This window comes from Pelagicoccus sp. SDUM812005 (genome assembly GCF_031127875.1).
Taxonomy (GTDB): domain Bacteria; phylum Verrucomicrobiota; class Verrucomicrobiia; order Opitutales; family Opitutaceae; genus Pelagicoccus.
In genome coordinates, this window is record NZ_JARXIA010000031.1 from 1 (window position 1) to 21,977 (window position 21,977).

Consider the following 21,977-nt stretch of genomic DNA (forward strand, 5'->3'; position numbering starts at 1 on the left):
TACGCGACCCCTGCCGGAGCAGGAGCTCAGAGCTCTGACCCCAGCCAACTGGAAGAAGTCAAGATCGGCCTAGGGGCAGATTTTGCACCGCTTACCAAGCATGGTACGCGGCCAGCGGAAGAGCAGGAGAGTGGGAGCAACAATCTCCTTATCCACCTATTGATCGCTTGCATCCTTACGCGTGCGTTTGTGCTGATCATGGTCAAGAAACGCTAATTCATTACGGTCTTGCCGAAGCCCCTCCCCAAAAACGAGGGGCTTCTTGCTCTCAAGCGACGAGCACACTCGCACAACACTTAGAGCTGGGACATAAGATGGGTTCTCTCCACAATTGACAACACGCTATTAAATGAAGCTAACACGCCAACCGGTTAGCGAACTATGTAGCAACTCCGAGGTCTGTCTTCCCTTATTCTTTGTCAGGGTATCTGGAGAAGGATTGAAGGCCGTGGGGGCCTCGGCTGAGGAAGCTAAAGGTTGTTGGTGAATGTCTGGGGAGCTCGGGGAGATGTTGCGTCCCTCTACCTCGATTTGCGGGCGATCTTGGTTTTGACGCGGGCGGAGGCGTCGCGCTAGTTCTGGACGATGGATGATCAGGCAAATTTGTTTGGCGGGGAGGAAGAGGTGTCGTTGCGGGAGGAGAGCAAGGATACGAGCTCGAGCAAGCGTCAGCCTTTGGCGGCTCGCTTGCGACCGCGTTCCCTGAGCGAAGTGGTGGGGCAGGAGCACATCTTGGCGCCGGGCAAGTTGCTGCCGCGCCTGGTGGAGGCGAACACTTTTGGCAGCTTGCTTTTCTACGGGCCTCCGGGCTGCGGCAAGACGAGCATGGCGGAGGCGATCGCGGGGGAGACCAAGAGCCGCTTCGTGCGGATCAACGCGGTGATGTCCAACGTGGCGGAGCTGCGGGAAATCCTGTCGATCGCTCGCCGTATGGAGGATAAGGATACGGTGCTTTTCATCGACGAGATCCATCGTTTCAACAAGTCGCAGCAGGACTTGCTGTTGCCGGACGTGGAGGCGGGCAACATTCGCTTGATTGGGGCCACGACCCATAATCCGGGCTTTTATGTGAACGCTCCGCTGCTTAGCCGCAGCCATTTGTTTCGCTTGAATCCCCATACGGTGGATACGACGGCGTCGACCTTGCAGCGCGCGTTGGAGGATGCGGAGCGCGGTTTGGGCGAGCGGAAGCATACGGCGGAGGAGGGGGTGCTGCGCGGCTTGGCCAAGCTGTGCGACGGGGACTTGCGGCGGGCCTTGAACGCTTTGGAGGTGATCGCCATGGGCTTGGACGAGGGCGGCGCGATCACGGAGGAGGCGATTGGCGTATTCGCTGCGGAACGACAGATCCGCTACGATGCGGACGAGGACGAGCACTACGATACGATTTCGGCGTTCATCAAGAGCATGCGGGGCGGCAATCCGGATGCGGCCTTGTACTGGCTGGCCAAGATGTTGGCGGGCGGGGAGGACCCGCGTTTTATCGCGCGGCGCTTGGTGATCTTCGCCTCGGAGGACGTGGGGCTGGCGGATTCGCAGGCCTTGCCGCTGGCGGTGGCGACGCAGCAGGCTTGCGAGTTCGTGGGCATGCCGGAGTGTCGCATCAACTTGGGGCATTGCGTGAGCTACCTGGCGGCGGCGCCGAAAAGCAATTCGGCGTATACGGCGATCAACGCGGCTCTGGCTTCGATCAAGCAGGGGCCGCTGCAGGAGGTGCCGCTTTGGCTGCGGGACAGCGGGGGCAAGGCCTCGAAGCAGCTGGGCAACGCCCAGGACTACGAGTACAGCCACAGCTTTCCGGAGAACATTTCGGGGCAGGAGTTCATGGAAAAGCCGATTCGGTTTTTGGAGCCGAAGAGCGTGGGCGAGGAGACGGAGATCGCGAAGCGTCTGGCTCGCTGGGAAAAGCTGAAGGCGGAGCGGCGGAAGAAGGGAGAGGTTCGGTGACGAGGGACAGCGGATGTTGTTCTTTTTTGCCCACGAAGGACACGAAGGTTCACTAAGTGGGTTTGCTTGTTCTTTTGTTTAATTGTGAGAGGGGCGGAGATTGGGGGGTGGGGAAATCGCGTGACTAGCACGCTCCCACGAAAGAACAGTTTGATCGCGGCACAAGGCGACTTCCCGCAATGAAGGTTGCTCGGGATTTCGGGATTGGAATCTTGGGTGAGTTGGGTGAGTTTGTGGAGCTATGATCGTAGACCACATCGACAATTGGAATCGGTACTCGCTGGGCGAGGCTTGGGAAAAGGCCTTTGGCTTTTTGGAATCTCTCTCTGCGGATGCGGAGGAGAAGGAGTATCCAATCGATGGGGACGCGATCTTTGCTCGCGTGATGAGCTACGCCACGGAGAAAGAATCGAAGCCGGGCAAGATCTTGGAGGCGCATCGCAAGTACGCCGATATCCAGATGGCCATGATCGATTCGGAGCGGATCGGGGTGTACCCGACGCATTCGCTCGAAAGCAAGGGTCCGTATGCGGACGATCGCGACGTGGAGTTTTTTGAATACAAGGAGCCGGCTCAGCTGCAGCTGTCGATGTATCCGGGTACCTTTGCCTTGCTGCTGCCGCAGGACGCTCACATGCCGGGCTTGTTCACGGAAGCGGAGGGAGCGATGGTGAAAAAGGTGGTGGTGAAGGTGCTGCTGGAGCGCTTGAAGCTTTAGTGGCGATGCCTTGGCGGGGGGCGCCTGGCGGGCGTTTGATCCTGCAACGCGGTCGCGGGCTTCCGCCTACGCTGAAGCTCCTTCCTTCGCTTTTCGCCAAGGCTTCGGCGGACGGGGGAGCTCCGCGCTACGTTTTAGAGCGTTTTTCGTTTAGTTAGTCGTACTGTGTGATGAGGGAGACGCGGCGTGCCCGGCGGTCCCGCCCTACCTTATGCGAATGATCAAACGAAAAATTCTCTAGTTGGCTCCGAAGTCGGAGTAGCGGAAGAGGTGCAGGTGGGAGCGTTCGTCGTGCTTGCTGGAGCAGATCTTCTGGTAGTAGTGGGGCAGGCCGGGGAGGTTGACGTTGGTGGATTGCGTTCGCACCAGCAGGAAGGTCGGCTTGTAGCGGTCGAAGTCCATGCCGTCGAGGGCGCGGTCTTCGTAGCCGGTGAGGTTGAAGACCATGAGTTCGAATTGCTTGTCGAAGTTGGCTCGGTCGAGGATGCCGGCGATGGAGTTGGTGCTGACGTAGTGGACTTTCTTGGGCTTGGCCTGGCCGGGAATGGGGGCTGCGATGGGGCGGCCCTGGAGGCGCTCCTCGGCTTCTTGGATCAAGGTCTTGCGCACGGAGGCGGCGGGCGGCTTGCCGACGATTTCGATATAGGAGTCGCGCAGGAGCTTTTCGGAGGCGGCGACGTTGAGGGTGACGGAGGTTTTGCGGTTCTTGCGGCAGCGTTGGAAGAGGTGGGGCCAGGGCTCGATGAGCAGGCCTTTCCAGTCGAGGGCCTTTTCGAGGTAGGGGGTGAGGGAACCTTTGAGGCCGTCGCGAGCGCCGATTTCCACGAATTTGCCGCCGGGGGAGTCGAGGTGGGGGAGGATGCTGTCCACGTGGGGACGCAGGGCTCCCAGGGTGAAGGCCCGGTGGTAGGCTCGGGTCAGGAAGTTTTTTCGTTTGGTCTGTTGCTTGCTTGCCACGGTCGAGGTGTTCTCTTGTTTGCTCATTCGACTGAACGGGGCGTCGGTTAAGCCGGAATGCGGGAAAAGCGCCTAACGGGGCGGTTTTCGGGCTAGGAAGCGCACTCTAGGGGATTAGAGAAGGCCCTTTTCGCGTTTGAGCCCGATTTACAGCAGGCGGGCGGGCGCGCTATTCTTGGCGGCGCAGGGTCGGTGGGAGCCGTCGCTGACTTTTAGAAGAAGAGAATTTCTCCAAGCAACAGTGGAACCCGTAGCCGAGAGGCTGCGGGTTCTTTGCGTGTGGAGGGGAAAAAAGGGGTGGGGACGTTTTCTGTGAAAACTGGGGGTTGGCGCTAGGCTGCGAGGGGGCGCCAGCGGGGAGCTACCATTCGAAGCTGTAGTCGAGGCTGAGGCTGCGGCCGGGGTTGGGAACGCCGCCGAGGATGATGGATTGGCTGGCGGTGTAGTATTCTTCGTCGAAGGCGTTGGTAAGGCGGAGGCTTGCGGTGTGGCCGGTGGCGATTTGGTAGCTGAGTTTGGCGTTCGCGGTCCAGTATGCGGGGAGCTTCTGGAGCTGGCTGGGGTCTGGCGTGGGGGTGCGTTGGCTGGAGTGGTAGAGGGCGCTGGCGTTGAAGTTCCAGCGGTCGGAGCTTTGGTTGATGGAGAGGGCGGCGAGCGATCGGGAGTCTCGGAAGCTGCTTTGCGGGAGGTCGAAGAAGTGGGTGGCACTGAGGCGGAGCTTCGTTTGCTCGCCGAGCTGGAGGATCATTTCCGCTTCGAGCCCGCTGCTGCTTTCTTGGGGCGCGTTTTGGAAGGTGCGCAGGTCGTTCACGAAGGCTTGCACGATGGAGTCGCGAAAGGTGTTTTCGAAGAGGCTGACGCTGGCGTAGAGCTCGCTCCAGTTTCCGCCGAAGACGAGTTCGGTGGTGGTCACGGTCTCGGGCTTGAGGGATGGGTTTCCGACTTGTAGGTTATTTGTCGATACGCTGCGTTCGGACAGGGCCGGGGCTCGGTAGGACTCTCCCCAGATGAGCTTTAGGAAGGCGGTATCGAAGAGGGGATGTACGTAGGCGATGCGGGGGCTGAGGCGGCTGGAGGCGTAGGAGAAGGTGTCGTAGCGGAGGCCGAGGGTGAGGGTGTCGTCGTCGAACCTGTTCTCGAATTGGAAGTAGGCTCCGAAGATGTCGTCGCTTTGTTTGGTGGTGGGGCCGGTGGGGCGGAATTCGCCCGCGAAGTAGGTAACGGGGAATTGGGATTGGGCGAGGGCGTTGAGATCGTAGTTGGCGAGCAGTGGGCTTGGCTCGAGCTCGGGGCTTCTGTATTCGATTCCGAATACGATGTCGTAGCTTGCGGAGGAGCGGTAGCTGCCGTCGAGCTTGAGCCAGGGCTCGTATTCGACGACGTCGGCGCGGAGGAGGACGGGGGTGTCGCTGCTGGGTTGGCTGATGGGGGCGAGGGCGCCGATGGGGCTGGTTTGGGCTTGGATGGTGAATTGGCGTCGTTTGATTCCGCCGGAGAGGTCGAGGCTTGCTAAGGCGTCGTGCTCGAGCGAGTGGGTGAAGGCGAGCTGGGAGAATTGGTTGCGGGATTGGTTGTACTGGGGGCTTAGGTTGCCGAGCACGAGGTAGGCGTCGCTTTCGCGGTCGGTGTGGAGGAGGGAGAGGGCGCTGCGCTCCGACGAGAGCCTCAGGTCGAGGTCGAGCTTTTGGTAGGGGGCGCGGGCGGAGGCCTCGCTTTGGGCGAAAGTGTCGTAGACGCGGAGCTTTTCTCCGTGGCTCTCTTCGCGGCGGGCGTGGACGTCGATGGCGAGGCCGTGGCGGTTGCTTTGGGAGAAGTTCGCTTCGGCGGCGATGGTTTGGTGGGAGCCGTAGGAGATGCGCAGGTCGTTTCTTTGTCTGCGACTGGTGAGGTTGATGACTCCGAGGAACGCGTTCGATCCGTAGAGGGCGGAGGCGGGGCCGCGCAGGAATTCGACGGTTTCGATATTTGCGAGCGAGAGGCTGGGGATGCTGGTCGATTGTCCGCCGGAGACCGCGTTGTCGATCCTGCGTCCGTCGAGCAGGACGATGACTTCGGTGGTCGAGGTGCCGATGGCTCTTCCCCTGGCGGAGTAGGGGGTGCCGAGGGAGCTGTCGCCGCGTTTGGCGGACTGGTAGCCCGGGGCGAAGTTGACGAGCTCCTCGAGGCTGGAGACTCCTAGGTTTTGGATTTCGCCGGCGGTGAAGACGGTGACGGATCCGGGGGTGGAGTTCAGCTTTTTAGGGGAGATGCTTGCCGAGACGACTTCGATCTCGAGCAGTTCGTCGAGGGAGAGTTCGAAAAGGTCGGCCGCTTGCTTTGCTGAGGTCGTGGCGACGCTTGCGACCGAGAGGGAGAGGCTCGCGCCGGCCAGAAGGTTTCGGATGGGGGACATGTCCTATGAGTTGGGCCTACTTGCTCAGTGGGGAGCAGGTGTAACCCTAGTCAAATTTGACGTGATTTCAACGCGTCTGGTTCGGTCTGCCGAGACGGTGGGCTCAGTGGCTCTGTTGGGATGCCAAGGAGACTTTGAGGCGATAGAAGCGAGTTTGGCCGTCTCGGGGAAGTTCGATCGCCTCCCAGCGGTGCAGGGAGCTTTCCCGGGTCACGGTTTTCTTGAGTGGGAGGTTGCTCCAGGTCTTGAAGTCGGAGGAGCCCTGCAGGGTGGTTTCGACTCCGACGGAATACTTGAAGACGGCTCGCTCGATGCAGGGGACCTTGCTTCCGTCGATCACGGTGTAGGAAGGCTTGGCGAGCAGGGTGTAGTCGGGGGCGAAGGGGTTGATGCCGTGGGCGTAGCAGAGCAGGTTGGGGATTTGGGAGCCGCTGAGCGTTTCCTGAGGGGCGAGGCCTGCCACGGAGACTTTTGGGGTCGTGTCGGCCGCGAGGCTTAGGATCTCGGCGGGCGGAGGTGGAAGCGGAAGGTCGAGAGGGATTTGCTCGCTGAGAAATTGAGCGATCCAGTCTTCGTACTTGATGAGGATCGGTAGCTCGAAAAGGGAAATGTTGGTGTAGCCCGATACTCCGAAGGAGTTAAAGGCTTGGACGCGATAGCGATAGCGGACGCCCGCTTGGGTGTCGGAGTCTTCGAAGGTGGTGGTATTGGCTGGCAGGGTGGCGATTCTTTCGAAGCTGCCTCCGTTTTTGGACCGTTCTATATAGAAGCCGTCTTCGTTGTCGGAATTGTCCTGCCATGTCAGCTTGGCATTTGCATGCGAGTTTGCGGTGAATGCTAGGAACGCTCCGAACAGGAGCGCGAGCATCACTATACTGTTGCCGGAGGAGGAACGGCAGGCACGTGAGGACATCGTCTTAATAGGCGATCTAGGAAAAAGGAAGGAAGGCTGACTATAATGGAACGCCTGATGCTTCAGGCAGGGTGAGAGCTAGTGGCTGCATCGCTCACGTCCACCCCAAAATATCCATTTTCCCGGATAAATTGTATTTTAACTTTCGATACGAGATGTCCTTAGGGGGATCCTATGCGAGGATTCCCGCAGGTGGACTACGCGGTTCCTGAATGTTTTTTTTCGGAACCTTTCGATGCTTTCGTGGTCGTGCCGTACCCAAGTTATGGGTACGGGGATTTCTAATCGCGTTCTAGGGCAAGGACTTCCTTCAGCCAAGCGGCGTCGGCGAGGCGGAGAAGCCTTTCTCCGGCGGCGTGCAGGGTCTCTTCTTTTTTGGCGAAGTGGAAGCGGATGAAGCGATGTTCCGGCTCGCGGAAGAAGCTGGAACCGGGTACTCCGGCCACGCCGACCTTTTTAGCGAACCAGGCAGCGGCTTCGGTATCGGTGGGAAATCCGAGGGAGGAGATGTCGACCATGACATAGTAGGCCCCTTGGGGCTCGGTGAAGGGGAGTCCGGTTTGGCGGAGGTAGCTTAGGAAGACGTCCCGCTTGCGCGCGTAGCTCGTTTGCAGTTCCGCGTAGTAGCTGTCGGGCAGTTCCAATCCCGCTACGGCCGCTTCCTGCAGGGGCGCGGCGGCGCCGACGGTGAGAAAGTCGTGCACCTTGCGGGCTTGGGCGATGACGGTGGCGGAGGCGAGCACGTAGCCAAGGCGCCAGCCGGTGATGGAATAGGTTTTGGAAAGGGAGTTGCAGGTGATGACGCGTTCGAAAGCGTCGGGCAAGGCGCAGGCGTAGGTGTGGACCTGGGGCTCGTAGACGATGTGTTCGTAGGGTTCGTCCGTGATGACGTAGGCGTCGTGTTTTTTAGCGAGCTCGAGAATTTCGAGGAGTTCGTCGCGGGTGAAGACTTTACCGGTCGGGTTCGAAGGATTGCAAACGATGATGGCCTTGGGCTTTTGCTCGAAGGCGGCTTCGAGCTCTGCGGAGTTGTATCCAAAATTTGGAGCATTGAGAGTGACGTAGATGGGCTCGGCTCCGGAGAGGATGGCGTCGGCGGCGTAGTTTTCGTAGAAGGGGGAGAAGACGATCACCTTGTCGCCCGGGTTGCAGGCGGTCATCATTGCCACCATCATGGCTTCGGTGCTGCCACAGGTGACGACCAGGTGCTGGTCGGGGTCGACGGCGAGGCCGGTGTCGCGATTGATCTTGTTGGCGAGGGCTTTGCGAAAGCGCGGAGCGCCCCAGGTCACGGCATATTGGTGATGAGGGCCGCGGGTGGCGGTTTCGAGGGCGGCGAGCACTGCTTCGGGGGGATCGAAGTCGGGGAAGCCTTGGGAGAGGTTGATGGCCCCGCAGCTGTTGGCGAGGCGGGTCATGCTGCGGATAACGGATTCGGAAAACTGGGCGAGGCGGTTAGCGGGAGAGGGCATGGATAAGTGGCGATAGGAAGGTTTGTGCTATCACGCGACTTATGGGGAGGATTTGCGGGAGGTCGAGGCTGGGATTGATCGCCGGATCCCGGGGAGCGGCGAGAGCCCGATGCCTTATTCGAAAGAGGGCTCGTTTTCCTGCTGGACGAGTTGCAGGACTTGGTCGAGGGACCACTGGTCGAAGGCGTGGGTGCCGTATTTGGCGGCGACGATGGTCCCAGTCGAACCGACGAGGAAGTCGGCGGGCAGGCCGAGGGGGCCGTTTTTCAGCGATAGGCCGAGCCCTTTGCGCAGGGTTCCGCGAAGGCCTTGCCAGATGGCTTGCGGGTGGAGCACGCTCAGCAGGGAGGCTTCCACTCCGAAGGCTCGGTAGTGGACCTTGTGGGGATCGGCGACCACGGAGAAGGGCAGTTTAGCATTGTGCTTGAGCAAGGCGGCTTGGCTGGAGTGGAAGAAGACGACTTCCTGAATCCCGTTTTCCTCGAGGGTGTCCGCTCTGGCGGCGAACTGCTGCAGGTGGATGTCGCAGATCGGGCAGCCGGCGAAGCGCCGAAATTGCAGGTGGGTGAAGCGGTGGCGCGGCGAAGGGACCTGGACAGTGGTTCCATCGATGCTCTCGACTTGGAAGGAAGGGAGGGGCGTGGGGGCAACGAATTTAGGCATAAGCCTGGGAGTCCTTGGGCGGCGCGATTATTCCACAAACAGGAAAAGCGGCTCGTTTTTTGCGAGTTCCTATGCGTTGAGCGCTTCAGAGAAGCTTGGTGGGCGCTGCCCAGCCGTACCCGGACTTTATCAAAATTTGATTAAGCCGCTGCTCGGGTTTTACGGTATCCATAAAAAAATCTATACATCCGAATCGAAATGATGACCTGCATTCATGCGAGGCCGATTTTGGTGCTTAATTGTGAGCGATAAGATTTTGTAAAGTGCACTATTGTAAGCACTTGCTGCTGATATTTATGCAATATTTCGATTCCTTCAGAAAGCCTTAAAGGCAGAGGGGAGGGGGTCGTTAGCTTCCTCGTCGTTATGGATTTATTTGATGTAAAGGATAAGCAGTTAGCAGAGCGCTCTGCTGGTAACAAAGGGGTAAGCGTTTCCGATGAGGAAGCGGATATGAGCCTGGACCGCATTTCGGATTTGGCCCGGGACCTGAACAGCAGTATCGGGCAGGCGATCGATTTGATCACCAACGTCAACGTGCAAACGCGTTTGCTGTCCTTTAACGCCCAGATCGAAGCTGCCCGCGCCGGAGGATCGTCGGGCGCGGCTTTTGCCGTCGTGGCGCAGGCGATTCAGGAACTGTCGGACCGGACTTCAAAGGTCGCGAAGGACATGAGCGAAGAGACTCAGGGCACGATCGAGGAGGTGGACCACATTTCCGAGGTGATGGCTTACCGCATGTTGGGGACGCGTTTGCGGGACCTCGCTTTGAACAATATCGATTTGATCGACCGTAACCTTTACGAGCGTACCTGCGACGTGCGTTGGTGGGCGACGGATTCTTCGCTCGTAGACGCTTTGACCAACCGAAGTCGCGAAGGCCTCGAGTATGCTTCGCGTCGACTTGGAATCATCCTTTCCGCCTACACGGTTTATTACGACCTAGTCCTGACGGATCTCAACGGCACGGTGGTCGCGAACGGACTTCCAGACCGCTACCGCAGCCAAGGCACCGACGTTTCCGGTAGCCAATGGTTCCGCTCCGCTCGCGCCACCAGCAGCGGCGACGAATACGGATTTGAAACCTGTCATCGCTCCTCGCTGGTAGGTGGCCAGCGCGTATTGGCCTATTCTTGCGTGGTTCGAGAAGGTGGCGAATCCAATGGGAAGCCACTGGGCGTTTTGGGTATCCTTTTCAACTGGGACGAACTTGCGCAAGTGATCGTAGAGCGTACGCCTCTGCCGCAAGAGGAGTGGAGCCGCTCGCGCGTTTGCATTGTCGATCAGGATGGAAAGATCTTGGCTGACACCAAGGACCCAGACTGTAAAGGGACTTTGGATACGGAGTACACGTCGCTATTCCTGGAAGACCGCAACTACGCCTTGCTCACCAACAACGGAAAATCGTCAGTGGTCGCTCATGCGGCTGCTCCAGGCTACGAAACGTACAGTACGGGCTGGCACTCAATCATTATTCAGGAACGTCCGGAAACGGGCACAGGCAAGAGCAAGGCCAGAGCTCGAAGTCGTTCCATGGATACGAATCTTTCCAGCACTCGAACCAGCTTCGTCTAGATGGCGTGATGGCGCTTCGCGAAGCGCTTCAAGTCGTCTGTTTACGCTCTCGGGAAAGTAGCTGCCCTCCTTGCGCATTTGCGGCTGCTGCTGTTTCGTAGGATCTGTTCCCGAGCGGTTGGATTTTTCAGTTCCGAGGATAACAGGGACGCGATCGCTTGGGCATGCTTCCCAAAATGCCTCAATCAGATCGTACCCTTCTTGTCGTGCTCGGAGATCAGCTTTCCGACCGTCTCAAAGCTTTCTCCGGTTTCGATGCAGTGTGGATGGCGGAGGTCGCTGGGGAGTCGACGCATGTTTGGTCGTCGAAGGTTCGCACGGCGCTTTTCCTATCTGCGATGCGGCATTTCGCGGCACAGCTTCAGGAAAGGAGAACGGCGCTGCACTACCGCAAGCTTGGTGAGGGGCCACAAGTGGAATCGCTCGAAGAGGCGCTAGGCACGTTTCTGGAACGAAACGATTTCGGAAAAGTAAAGCTGACTCGCCCCGGCGACTATCGAGTGCTTGAGTCGCTCAAATCCGCCTGTCGCGCCTGCAATGTGGAGTTGGAGATCGTTGAGGACGATTCCTTCTATTCGAGCCCGAAGGATTTCCAGCAGCATGCCGCGGGCCGCAAGCAGCTGCGCATGGAGTACTTCTATCGCGAGATGCGGAAAAAGCACGACGTCTTGATGAACGATGGGGAACCGGCTGCGGGCAAATGGAACTTTGACGCCAGCAATCGCAAGTCCTTTGGCAAGGACGGACCCGAGCGTCTTTTTCCGCGGAAGCGCTTTTCGCCAGACGAGATCACCAAGGAGGTGATCCAAGAAGTGGATACGCGATTCGATGGTCACCCAGGGAACTTGAAGCATTTTGATTGGCCGGTGACGCGTAGCGAAGCTTTGGAAGCTCTCGATCGTTTTATCGAAAGCGAGCTTCCTCAGTTCGGAACCTATCAAGACGCGATGTGGACGGGCGAGCCTTACCTGAGCCACTCCTTGCTCGCCTCTTCCATTAACCTGAAGCTGATCGATGCCAAGGAAGTCGTGGATGCAGCGGAGAAGGCTTACCGGGACGGGAAGGTTCCGATCGAATCGGCGGAAGGTTTTATCCGGCAGATCATCGGCTGGCGCGAGTATGTGAGAGGAATCTATTGGATGCACATGCCAGATTACGTCGATCGCAACGCTTTGGAAGCGAAGGAGCCATTGCCGCAATTCTATTGGGATGGAAGGACCGAGATGAATTGTATTCGTGAAGTGGTTACGCAGACGATGGAGCACGGTTATGCTCACCACATCCAGCGCTTGATGGTGACGGGGCTCTACGCGCTGCTGCACGGCGTCGATCCGAAAGAGTTGCACGAGTGGTACCTTGCGGTCTATGTGGACGCGGTGGAGTGGGTGGAGCTTCCCAACACGCTTGGCATGTCGCAGTATGCGGACGGAGGCGTGATGGCTTCGAAACCTTATGTGGCGACTGGCAAGTACATCAAGCGCATGAGCAACTACTGCGATGGGTGCCGCTTCAATCCTGATAATCGAACGGGCGAGGAGGCCTGTCCGTTCACTGTCTTGTATTGGGATTTCCTCAACCGTCACCAAGGCTCGCTCAAGGGGAACCCGCGCATGGGTATGCAGCTGCGCAATTTGGAGCGGGTTTCAGGGGAGGAGCTCGATGCGATCTCGAAACGGGCTGACTCGATCCGGGCCAAGCATAGGTAGCCTTGCCCGGTGGGAGGTCGCCCTTTAATCGCGTGGCTTCTCGGGGGGCGATGGTTGATTGGTCGTTCGCAGGCAAAGGTTAACGGGGTTGCTAAAAGCGGATTCCTGCCGCTTCGACGCAATCGTTGCCGGAAGCGAACGTTTTCCAGTTAGATCAATCGTTGTAGCTCCAACAAGAACGACATGAAACAGATAGCTTTTTTCTCAGCTCTACTCTTTGCCCTCGCGAACGCTATGCATGCTGACACCTCCATTTACGACATTCCGCTCGTCGATATCGACGGGAACGAGACGACCTTGGCGAAGTACAAGGGCAAGACGCTCCTGATCGTCAACGTGGCTTCCAAGTGCGGCTACACCCGCCAGTACAAAGGCCTGGAAGCGCTCAACGAGCAGTACGCGGAGCGGGGCTTGGTGGTGCTGGGCTTTCCGTGCAACCAGTTTGGCGGGCAGGAGCCTGGCTCGGAGGAGGACATCAAGGAGTTTTGCTCGCTCACCTACGGCGTGAGTTTTCCGATGTTTTCCAAGATCGAGGTCAACGGAGAGAACCGCCACCCGCTTTTCGAATTGCTGGCGGGGGAGGAATCTCCCTTTCCGGGGCGGATCGGCTGGAACTTCAGCAAGTTCCTAGTGAACGGCGAGGGGAAGATCGTGGGCCGCTTCAGTTCTGCGGTAGCTCCTCGTTCCGAGAAGCTGGTTTCCGCGATCGAGGCCTCGCTGGGCGGTTCCTGAGCCGCCGGGCGGAAGGTGAATCCGGGCCTCCGCCTGAGGCGGGAGCGGTAGGGGGAAGGCGCCCTTAGTCTTCCTGGAATCCGGGGTGGCTGGTGTTGGGGATCTTTCCCTGCAGGAGGGCTTCGTTCTTTTGCTCGGGATTGAGCTCGTCCCAGTGGATGTAGAATCCGTCGCTACCGGCGGGCGGCGTTGCGAGAGAGAAGTCCGGTCCCTGGTGGGTCGAAAGCAGGCCGGTGGTGGTGCCGTCTTCGTAGGCGACCCATACGCTGAGACGCGTGAAGCGGTGCGGGGTGCGTCGGTCTTCGCTCTCTTGGCAGAAGAACCAGTTGTCGGCTTGGGTGATGGCTGCGATTTTCTTGTTCATGGTTGGATTTCCGGTGCGAGTCGAACGGGCTGCGGAGCGCGTCGCTAGGGCTTTTTGGTCCTGACGCGATTTGCGCGTGTATTTTGGATACGGACGCCGCCGTTGGGCATGAAGGTCACGTTTTCCATGTCGCTGGAGAATTGCTCGAGGATCCCGTCTACGGCGGCGACTTGATCTTGGCTGGCCTGGGTGCCGAGGCTGTCGAGGCTGCGCTTGAGGCCGATGAGGGCGCGGCGGCGGTCGTTGGCGTCTTCCAGCTGGCTGATGGCCTGGGCGTAGGGGTCGAGGCTGCCTCCTTCCTGCATGCGATTGCGCGACAGGGTGGTGAGCATGTTGGCTTGGGCTTGGGTGTCTTCGAGGCTGAAGACGTAGCTTTCGGCGCTGTCGAGGTCGTTGCGGCTCCAGTTGTAGATGGCTTTGCCGAGCGTGCGCTGGCGGAGGCGATCGTCCTCGATTTCATGAACCATAGCGAGGGTCGTTTCGGGATCGGCGGCTACGAGGTCGCTGGCGAGGTCGTAGATGGTCTTGTCGCGGTCCGGGAGGGCGTCGAGGGCATCGAAGACTTCGTTGACTTCGAAGGCGGATGAATTGCGTAACCAACTTTTGGTTACGGCGGTGAGGGTGCCGGCTACGTTGGGGTCGCCTTGGTTTTCGAGGGCGTAGGCGAAGGCTTCGCTACCGTCGCGCTGGGCCCAGCTGCGTAGCAGGCCGTGCATGGAGCTCTTGGCGAGGCTGGGGTCGGGCAGGCTGTTGATGGCGTCCAGGGAGCTGTCGAAGTCGAAGTCGGACCAAGCGTCGAAGAGGGAGGCCATGCTGCGTTCGCGAAACTTGTCGTCGGGGATTTCCAGGGAGATATCGAGCATGGCTTGGAAGTTTTCGGTGGACCTCAGGTTGTTGGCGAGAGTCTTGAACTCGCGGTCGCGCCGGGCGCCTTGCAGGTCATTGATCATCTGCACGGCGCTGCCGATATCGGTTTGGGCGACTTCGGCGATGACGGAGCGCAGGTTGATGCCTTGGATGGCTCCGTTGTTGGAGGCGGCAAGCAGGGCGGCCCAGGCGGCGTCGGGTTCGTTGCGGGCCCAGCCGGCGGCGAGGTGGCCGAGGCTTTTGGAGGCGTTGGGGCTGTCGTCGGACAGCATGGCGATGAAGGCGGCTTCGCCGTGGAACTGGCCGAAGGCTTTGAGGAAGGTCTCGCGTTGCTCCCGTTTGACGGGGCCATCGGGCAGGGCCTCGATTTCGGACCAGAGTCGTAGGGCGTTGTCGATGGAGGTGGAGGGGCTGAACTGGGCGATCTTGCGGGCGATGGCCTGGGACTCCGGGGAGAGCTCGACGGCTGGGGACGCGGGGGCGGTGGCTGCTCCGGGGGCGGATTGTTCCGCGGGGGAGTGGGTGGGCGTGGCTTGTCCGGGAGTTCGCTGGGAGCTGGGGGCGTCGCCTGGCGGTGCCGCGGCTTGGGCGCTTTCCGCTCCGGCGGCGAAGCCTCGCTTGTAGACGTAGGGCAGGGCGCTGAGCAGGGCGACGATAAGGATGGAGGCGAGGTAGGTAAAAGTGGATTTCATGGGAAAAGGGGGGCCGGTCTAGTGGGGCGCGATTCGGATGGATCGATATTCTACGTCGGCCTTTTCGGCTTGGAAGCAGATACTGCCGGCCCGGCCGCTCGCGTTCCAGCCTTTGTTGACGAGTTCGCCGTTGATGAAGACGGTCACGTTTCCGTTGTCGGAAACGATGCGGGCATGGTTCCATTCGCCGGCGGGCTTTTCGGAGCCGTCGGTGAGGTTGTGGCGCAGGCGCACTCGCCAGTCGTTTTCACGGGCGGGATCGACCTTGGCTATTTGGGCCTCGGTGACGTCGATCGTTTCGCCGATGAAGATCAGGTCGCCGGCGTTGCCGTGGCCCAGTTGGACTTCGAGGGACTTGGGCCAGATGTTGAGGTAGCGGGGTTCGGTGCAGTAGATGAGGCAGCCGCTGTTGCCGGGCTTGCCGGGCCAGCGCCATTCGAATTCGAGCTCGAAGTTGGAGAATACCTCGCGGGTTCGCATCACTGCCACGTCCTTGCCGGCTCCGTTTACGGAGAGGATTCCGTCCTTTACGGAGTAGATGCTTTCGGGCGGGGATCCGTCCTTGATGTCGTAGGTCCAGTTGGAGAGGTCGTTGTCGTGCAGGAGGGAGGTCCACCGCGTTTCCGAGTCGGCGCAGCTGGCGAAGAGGGAGGCTGCAGCGAGGCTTAGGGCTGCGAGTGTTTTGGGGAGCATTCTGTTTCCTTTTGGGGGTGGGGGCGGGAGTCGCGGCTTATTTCCGGCGGATTTCAGCTCCGTCGCCGGGAAGGGGGACGACGTTTTCCGGTGGGAGGACGACGCTGCCGTTTTCGAAGTCTTCGGCTTGAACGCTGACCTTGAGGTCGTAGTATTGGGATTTTGGATTCGCCATCAGGTCGCTGAAGCGGACGAAGTCGCCGGTGTAGGCTGCGTAGCGCCCCATGATGGCGACGGCGGTGGACTCGGCTATCTGCCGCGCTTCGTTGAGGGTCGAGTCGGTGCGGGCTGCCCGTATCCAGTTTATCAATCCTTGCACGTTGCCGTCCTTGTCTTCGAAGGGGATTTCGGGGATGGAGACGTCCTTGCCTTTGAGCTTTCCGCCGCCGAGGACTTCCCCTTCGGTGCCGCGGAAGAATTCGCTGACGCGGGTGTAGGTGCCGCTGATCTGGCGGCATTGGCTGTGGATGTGCACGCCGTCGCCGTAATCGAGGTCGAGGCTGAAGAAGTCGTAGTTGTTGCCGGTTTCGCGTCGAGCCCGTCCGCCGAAGCCGACTGCGGATTGGGGGAGGCGTCCGAGGTACCAGTTGGCGACGTCGATGTTGTGCACATGCTGCTCGCCGAGGTGGTCGCCGGACATTTCCGACCAGTTGAGCCAGTTGCGTCCCAGGTAGTCGGCGTCGGACCAGTCGGGCTGGCGTTCCTTGATCCAGGGGACGGTGCCGTTCCAGCTCACGGTGCCGCCGAGGATTTCGCCGATGGCGCCGGCTTTGATCTTGGCGGCGTTTTCGAGGTAGCCGAAGGTGTGGCGGCGTTGGGTGCCGGAGAGGACGGAGAGGCCCTTTTGCTGGGCGATTTCGCCGGCGGCGATGATGCGGCGGCATCCGGGGGCGTCGACGGCTACCGGCTTTTGCATGAGCACATGCTTGCCGGCGGCCACCATGGCCTCGAAGTGAAGGGGGCGGAAATTGGGCGGGGTGATGAGCATGACGAACTCCGCGTCCGACTCGGCTACCTTTTTATAGGCGTCCCAGCCGACGATGCACTTGCTGCGCTCGACGCCGAGATTGTCGGCCAGCTCGAAGGCTTGGTCCTCGAAGGCGTCGGCGAGGGCGACCCATTTCGCTTCGAGCCCCAGCATTTCGCAGGCTTTCTGGAAATTGGCGCTGTCGCGCCGGGAGCGTCCCCCGCAGCCGACGATGGCGACTTTCGCTTTCTTGCGGCCGAGGGGGCGGGTAGCGGCGGAGAGGTTGCTGAGGACGGCGTTGGTAGCGACGAGCGTGCCTGCGGCCGAGGCAACGAATTTGCGACGAGATAGGTTCATCTGTTTTTTTGGGGGGGTGGGATTGGAAGATAGCCGCTAGGCGGCAGGATTCGATCGGCAGACTGGCAGGCTTTGGCAGTGGCGCCAAGCCTCTGTTTGCGGCGCTGTCGCCTTTGCAGGCTCGGGGGCGCCGCGTATGCTATCCGCTAATACGCGCTGGTGGGGGCGTGATGGCGGAGCGAAGGAGAGTTGAGTGGCGGGCTGCTCAATCGACGAGCTGGCCGAATCCGATGTCGTGTCCGTCGAGATCTTGGGTGCCGAACTCGCGGCATCCGTAGGGTTGCTGGCAGGGGCCGTAGTCGATGGTGGCTCCTCTGGCCACGAACTCGGCGTGGAGGGCGTCGACATCGGAGACCCAAAAGTAGATGTTCCAGAGCTTGTCGGCGACGGTCCAATGCGGCACCACGTGCTTGGGGTCGTCCGCTTGGCGGAGCATTACGTGCAATCCGTCGCGCTGCAGGATGACGAAATTGGGCGGCTCGCCCCAGAAGCGCTCGTACTGGAATCCCATGGCGTCTCGGTAGTGGTTCGCTGCTGCTACGACGTCCTTCACTAGCAGGACGGGCGAGGAGGCTGTGAGCTGGGCTTTGGGTTCGATTTTCATTTTCGTGTCGCGCTGGCGTTCGCCGGTGAAGGGTGGTCGCTTGGGGCTTGTCGTTTCTGTATTGGATTGTAACTACAAAGCAGGACGCCGTTGTCTTGGTCGACGAGGGTGTCTAAATTTCGGATTCGATGAGCAGGTTGCTCAGGAGGGTGTCGCCGGTTTTCCAGGCGGATTCCCATTCGCTCTCAGGGGCTTCGAAGATGTAGTACCAGAGGGTGCCGGTCTGGTCGTTGGCGATGAAGAGGTTGTGAACGATGACGTCAGGCAGCTTGGGTTGCGAGTCGAGGTGCCTCAGGGTGAACGCTTGGAAGGGGCCGGCGTTGCGGGAATCGGCGAGCAGCACCTTTTTGCTCTTTTGCATCTGCGCGATAATGGCTAGCGAGTACTGGCTGGGGGGCTAGGCCGGTGCTGCGCTCGACTTGTCTTATCACGTTCAGGGAAAGTCCGGTTTCAAACTTTCCCTCTGTGTCGATGTTTTCCTTGGATACGAAGAATCCGTCGGTGTTCTTTCCGTGCTGGGACTTGAAATGCCAACCTGCGGGGACGAGGAGGGCGGATTGCTCGTCGAGGATTTGCTTCCAGGTGTATCCGCTGGGTGGATTCGGAAGCTCGGTTCCTAGGGCGAAAGGAATCGTGAGGAGAGTGAGCAAGAGGAGGATTCGAGGCATGGCTTTGTTAGGGGACATTGATTGGAGGAGGGGAGCTGTATTGTTTTTTCGGTTTGATGAAAAGCTACCTCTTTGGCGGTTTGAGCAACCAGCACTTCGCAGAGGAGCTGCGCGTCCCTTTAGTCAGAGGTGTTTGTTGAGCGTGAATCGACCTCGGTGTGGTAGGCTCCTGTTTCTAGTTGGCTGTGCACTGTGTGGGAAGGGAGTGGGACGAGCTCGGGGGTGGGGCTGCGCTCGTGGGCATGGCGAAGCTTGTGTAGAGAACGGCGATCAATCGGAGTCGGTTTGTCATGGATAAGAACGTTGCGTTGTGTTTGTGTATCCGACGCATACTGACGGGTGGCTTATAAGCGATCGATTCGAAAGTCGGTTAACCCTAGTCGCTTGGGGGCTTGTAGAGACCTTTTATTCTTGCTTCTTGGGAGTGTGCATCGGACTAATAAACCTATTAGAGATCGTTTAGATCCCGCAACTTTAGCACCAGCTCTTGAATGTTTGTAGATGGGTTTTCGTCCCAAAAACGTTGTGGAGAACGTTTCTTTGCCTCGTATAGCAGTTTGCTTGCATTGTTGATCGCGGCGTCCAACTTATCTACTAGCTCGTTGTATAGTTGATCGTCGTTTTTTTGGTAAACATGGCCGAGCCGGTTCTTTGTTTTAAGGCGGTTCATCAAATCATGCCTCCCAATGCCTGTATCATGGTAGGCGAAGTGTAGAAGGTACCATAATTCGAAGCACTCGTTCGCCCATACTGCAGTCAAATCGGTGTGTTGGTTCTCCAATTCGAATGCTTGTTGGTAACGTTGAATAGGGAAATTGTCGCGGTCGAAGACACAGTAAACGTGAATAAAAGGATTACCTTCTTTTTTGGCTATCTCTTGAAGCTCAACTCCTCTCTGAACTACGCTAATTGTATTGCCCGCACCACCCTCTGGGACTACCTCAACTCGTGTTTTATCGACTGGAAACGATAGGAAGTAGTCCAAGCTACTTTTCGAATCTTCCGAAACGATCAAGTAGCGCTTTAGCTTACGCGTTCTTGTGCGGCGGGCAGGGCTGCGTTTCTTTCGGTATTGATGTGGGGGCATAGAGGACGTTATACCGCAAACTCTTCTAGGGCGATACGAGGAACTGCCCCAAAAATTCCCTGTAGGTATTGACGATTAAACTTTGTGGTGTTTCGCACGTCCTGTTTGTCGAATTCGTCGAGGCAAAACAAGGTGGTTGCCCCTTGTTCATCTTTGTCACAAAACCAAATTTGGTCACGTCTCATTAGTTCTGGTGTCATCAATCCTGTATCGTGCGTAGCAAAGACGATTTGTGCACCCTTTCGGTTTTGCGGTCCTTGGAACCATTGCAAAATTGATTTCGTGAGGTTGGGGTGTAAGCGTGCTTCAAACTCATCGATCAACAATATAGAACCCTCTTCTATTGTGTGAAGGATTGGTCCTGCTAAAGCAACGAATTTTCGGGTACCTTCTGACTCATCCTTTTTGAGGTCAAATTCTTCTGTTGCGACGATTTTTCCACTGTTGTCGAAAACGCTATGGCTGGTTAGTATATCACTTTTGGATACAGAGCTTGATAGGAGCTTTTTTCTTATTTCAGATGAGAGAATTGGCGGTATGTCTTCATCGGTTAATGGGCCAAGCTCGCTGCGTATATCGCAGATATTGAAATCAGCCTTACGGATGAATTCTAGAAGTTCTTCTCTATGGGATTCTTTACTTATGCGTTTAGCTGTGTAACGAACGAACCCTTCGTCGCTAAGACCGGAAATATTTCTAAACCTTCTTAGCCAATTCATTATTTCTTCGGCGAATGAGAAGTTGAATTCGGCACATACTTTGAGGAATAGTGTGTTCGGGCGTGTTCGTTCAGCGAAGGGCTTTAATCCCTTTTCTTGGGATGTGTTCGTTTTTATTTCCTGCTTTTGTCGCGAAAAGATTTCTGCGGGTTTGCTTTTCGGTCTCTTGCGGAAAAGCCATTCTTCTTGCACTCCGTTTGTGTTCACGGCGAAACCGTAACGATAAAGAATCTCACCCACGAGAAATTCGATTTCAAAAACCGATGGCTTTTTCACCGATGATCTTTGTAACCGGAATGGCTCGACTGGTATCTCGGGTGATTCAACCTTCTCGGAGATCGCCTCGACTATGAATCGCTTCATCCAAATCATCGCATTGATGACATTGGACTTACCAGAGGCGTTCGCTCCATAGATAGCGGCTGTTTTCAGAATGCTGTTACCAGCTTTTTCCACGACATGGCTATGGGCGAGGTGGTTGTCGCCTTTGGCTGCATGCATTATGAGGGATTGCCGGTCACGAATAGAGCGAAAATTCTCAACTGAAAAAGAAATGAGCATGTTTTGTTTGGTTTATGCAGAAAAAATGCAGAAACAAGCATAAAAACCAATAGTTATGGTTGTTCTTGTTGATTTGGTGATAGCGATCTTTGTATGGATAGCTTGTGGAATTGTGCAGATGATAAGTTTTTTCCAATTAACAACGCCCGTTTCTAGCCAAGATCCTTCCGCTTCGCTGCAGTAAGGCATGGGAGGTTTCGTCTGTAGAGGCCTTTTCTCGCTGGGGCAACGAGCACAGCCTTCTGTTGGGTTTGCTTTGGGCCTTGGACGGCGGATGTCCGAGGGGGTGGTGTAGCTTGGGGGGAGATGGCGGAAGCGGGCGAAGTGATTTTTTTTGAGGGGCAAATTATTGGGGATGAGGAGCCTAGGAATTTGGCGGATTCGGGGGCGTTGGCGGGCGTTGACGCGGGCCCTGGGATGCAGTGGAATGATGGCATGGCGACCGCTCGTGCAGATGTGGAGTCGGCCAGTCTGGAGGAAGCCTTTGATGGGCTGGGAGTTGAGCGCGTGGCGCCGGCTGAATCGGAAACTCTAGGGACTGGTGTCGACTCGTTGGACGAAGCCCTGGATGGGGGCTTGCGCTCGGGGCTGCTCACGGAGCTGGCGGAGAGCGGGGCGAGTTCGGGCGGTCAGGTGCTGCTGTTGCACTTGCTGGCGGGGATGCGTCGGGAGCAGAAGTTTGCGGCTTTGGTGGACGGGGCGGACGGCTTCGACCCGGAGTCGGCGCCGAGGGAGCTGCTGGAGCACTTGCTGTGGGCGCGTTGCCGCTCGGCGGGGGAGGCCATGAAGGTGGCGGACGCGTTGCTGCGGGACGAGAATTTGGGCATGGTCTTGGTGGATGTGCGGGGCTGCGGGGAGCGGGAGTTGCGTGGAGTGAAGGCGGCGGACTGGTATCGGCTGCAGCGTTTGGCGGAGCGCTCGGGGGCTTTCGTGTGCGTGTTTACGCCGCGTCCTTTTATTCCGAGCGCCCAGGTGCGGGTGCGGCTGCAAGGGCGAATGAGTATTGAAAATATGGATATGAGCGTGAGCGAGCTGGGCGGTGGCCTGGAGTTCGAGGTGTTGAGGAAGCGTGTGCGTGAGCGCGAGGGCTTTGCCCAGCTGGTGAGGAGAGCGGTGGGGTGATTTGTTTGCCCATGGAGTTCACGAAGGGGTGCGAAGGTTGGGGGAGGAGATGCTTGATAACTTTTTTAACCACTGATGTCACTGATTTACACAGATGATTTGGGAGTGGGGAATTTAACCACAGAAAGCGCAGAAGCCACAAAAGGAATGCCGCCTGCTTTGTGTCTTGTGTGCTTCTTGTGCTTAAAAAATAGATACGGA

Annotated in this window: 20 protein-coding genes; 7 read left to right on the plus strand and 13 right to left on the minus strand. The window is 58.2% G+C overall.

The genetic code is table 11. The annotated features are described in order from the left end of the window. The 3 genes from QEH57_RS23220 to QEH57_RS23230 form a co-directional block, all read left to right on the plus strand. On the plus strand, nt 1–216 hold a 216-nt coding region (locus QEH57_RS23220), incomplete at its 5' end, for a hypothetical protein (protein ID WP_309009194.1). 369 nt (nt 217–585) lie between these two features. Further along, nucleotides 586–1,947: a replication-associated recombination protein A gene (locus QEH57_RS23225; RefSeq protein ID WP_309009195.1), complete on the plus strand. Its 1,362-nt coding sequence runs from the start codon at nt 586–588 to the stop codon at nt 1,945–1,947. Nucleotides 1,948–2,188: 241 nt separating this feature from the next. Then, the gene (locus QEH57_RS23230; RefSeq protein ID WP_309009196.1) at nt 2,189–2,665 is read left to right on the plus strand and encodes a YhcH/YjgK/YiaL family protein; all 477 of its coding nucleotides are present in this window, start codon (nt 2,189–2,191) and stop codon (nt 2,663–2,665) included. 237 nt (nt 2,666–2,902) lie between these two features. On the opposite strand, the gene QEH57_RS23235 is transcribed toward QEH57_RS23230, so the two are convergent. From QEH57_RS23235 to QEH57_RS23255, 5 genes are all read right to left on the minus strand, one after another. Then, nucleotides 2,903–3,649 carry an FkbM family methyltransferase gene (locus QEH57_RS23235; RefSeq protein WP_309009197.1) on the minus strand — a complete coding sequence of 249 codons (747 nt, stop codon included), beginning with the start codon at nt 3,647–3,649 and terminating at the stop codon, nt 2,903–2,905. 334 nt (nt 3,650–3,983) lie between these two features. After that, complete coding sequence (locus QEH57_RS23240; RefSeq protein ID WP_309009198.1) at nt 3,984–6,014, minus strand: TonB-dependent receptor; 2,031 nt, start codon at nt 6,012–6,014, stop codon at nt 3,984–3,986. 103 nt (nt 6,015–6,117) lie between these two features. Continuing rightward, nucleotides 6,118–6,927: a fibronectin type III domain-containing protein gene (locus QEH57_RS23245; protein ID WP_309009199.1), complete on the minus strand. Its 810-nt coding sequence runs from the start codon at nt 6,925–6,927 to the stop codon at nt 6,118–6,120. Between the two features lie 281 nt (nt 6,928–7,208). Continuing rightward, entirely contained in the window at nt 7,209–8,399 is a 1,191-nt protein-coding gene (locus QEH57_RS23250) for a pyridoxal phosphate-dependent aminotransferase (protein WP_309009200.1), read from the minus strand. A gap of 114 nt (nt 8,400–8,513) precedes the next feature. Next, nucleotides 8,514–9,062, minus strand: coding sequence for a peroxiredoxin-like family protein (locus QEH57_RS23255; RefSeq protein WP_309009201.1), 549 nt, complete (start codon nt 9,060–9,062; stop codon nt 8,514–8,516). A 366-nt stretch (nt 9,063–9,428) separates the two neighbouring features. On the opposite strand from QEH57_RS23255, the gene QEH57_RS23260 reads away from it, so the two are divergent. The 3 genes from QEH57_RS23260 (at nt 9,429) to QEH57_RS23270 (ending at nt 13,075) form a co-directional block, all read left to right on the plus strand. Next, complete coding sequence (locus QEH57_RS23260; RefSeq protein WP_309009202.1) at nt 9,429–10,637, plus strand: methyl-accepting chemotaxis protein; 1,209 nt, start codon at nt 9,429–9,431, stop codon at nt 10,635–10,637. 176 nt (nt 10,638–10,813) lie between these two features. Then, nucleotides 10,814–12,343, plus strand: coding sequence for a cryptochrome/photolyase family protein (locus tag QEH57_RS23265; RefSeq protein ID WP_309009203.1), 1,530 nt, complete (start codon nt 10,814–10,816; stop codon nt 12,341–12,343). Between the two features lie 234 nt (nt 12,344–12,577). After that, entirely contained in the window at nt 12,578–13,075 is a 498-nt protein-coding gene (locus QEH57_RS23270; protein WP_343224836.1) for a glutathione peroxidase, read from the plus strand. Between the two features lie 64 nt (nt 13,076–13,139). Here the strand turns inward: QEH57_RS23270 and QEH57_RS23275 are convergent, their stop codons facing one another. From QEH57_RS23275 to QEH57_RS23310, 8 genes are all read right to left on the minus strand, one after another. Then, complete coding sequence (locus QEH57_RS23275) at nt 13,140–13,439, minus strand: hypothetical protein (RefSeq protein WP_309009205.1); 300 nt, start codon at nt 13,437–13,439, stop codon at nt 13,140–13,142. A 44-nt stretch (nt 13,440–13,483) separates the two neighbouring features. Next, complete coding sequence (locus QEH57_RS23280; protein ID WP_309009206.1) at nt 13,484–14,998, minus strand: hypothetical protein; 1,515 nt, start codon at nt 14,996–14,998, stop codon at nt 13,484–13,486. An 18-nt stretch (nt 14,999–15,016) separates the two neighbouring features. Further along, a complete protein-coding gene (locus QEH57_RS23285; RefSeq protein ID WP_309009207.1) occupies nt 15,017–15,691 on the minus strand; it encodes a DUF1080 domain-containing protein in 675 nt (224 codons plus the stop codon). Between the two features lie 37 nt (nt 15,692–15,728). Then, nucleotides 15,729–17,015, minus strand: a complete 1,287-nt coding sequence (locus QEH57_RS23290; RefSeq protein ID WP_309009208.1) for a Gfo/Idh/MocA family oxidoreductase — start codon at nt 17,013–17,015, stop codon at nt 15,729–15,731. Between the two features lie 205 nt (nt 17,016–17,220). After that, on the minus strand, nt 17,221–17,619 hold the full coding sequence (locus tag QEH57_RS23295; protein ID WP_309009209.1) for a VOC family protein: 399 nt from the start codon (nt 17,617–17,619) through the stop codon (nt 17,221–17,223). A gap of 112 nt (nt 17,620–17,731) precedes the next feature. Continuing rightward, a complete protein-coding gene (locus QEH57_RS23300; RefSeq protein ID WP_309009210.1) occupies nt 17,732–17,980 on the minus strand; it encodes a hypothetical protein in 249 nt (82 codons plus the stop codon). A gap of 755 nt (nt 17,981–18,735) precedes the next feature. Next, on the minus strand, nt 18,736–19,374 hold the full coding sequence (locus QEH57_RS23305; RefSeq protein WP_309009211.1) for an RloB family protein: 639 nt from the start codon (nt 19,372–19,374) through the stop codon (nt 18,736–18,738). 8 nt (nt 19,375–19,382) lie between these two features. Continuing rightward, nucleotides 19,383–20,654, minus strand: a complete 1,272-nt coding sequence (locus QEH57_RS23310) for an ATP-binding protein (protein WP_309009212.1) — start codon at nt 20,652–20,654, stop codon at nt 19,383–19,385. A gap of 417 nt (nt 20,655–21,071) precedes the next feature. Here QEH57_RS23310 and QEH57_RS23315 point away from each other — a divergent pair, with 417 nt between their 5' ends. Then, nucleotides 21,072–21,776 carry a hypothetical protein gene (locus tag QEH57_RS23315; protein WP_309009213.1) on the plus strand — a complete coding sequence of 235 codons (705 nt, stop codon included), beginning with the start codon at nt 21,072–21,074 and terminating at the stop codon, nt 21,774–21,776. The last annotated feature ends 201 nt before the right edge of the window (nt 21,777–21,977 follow it).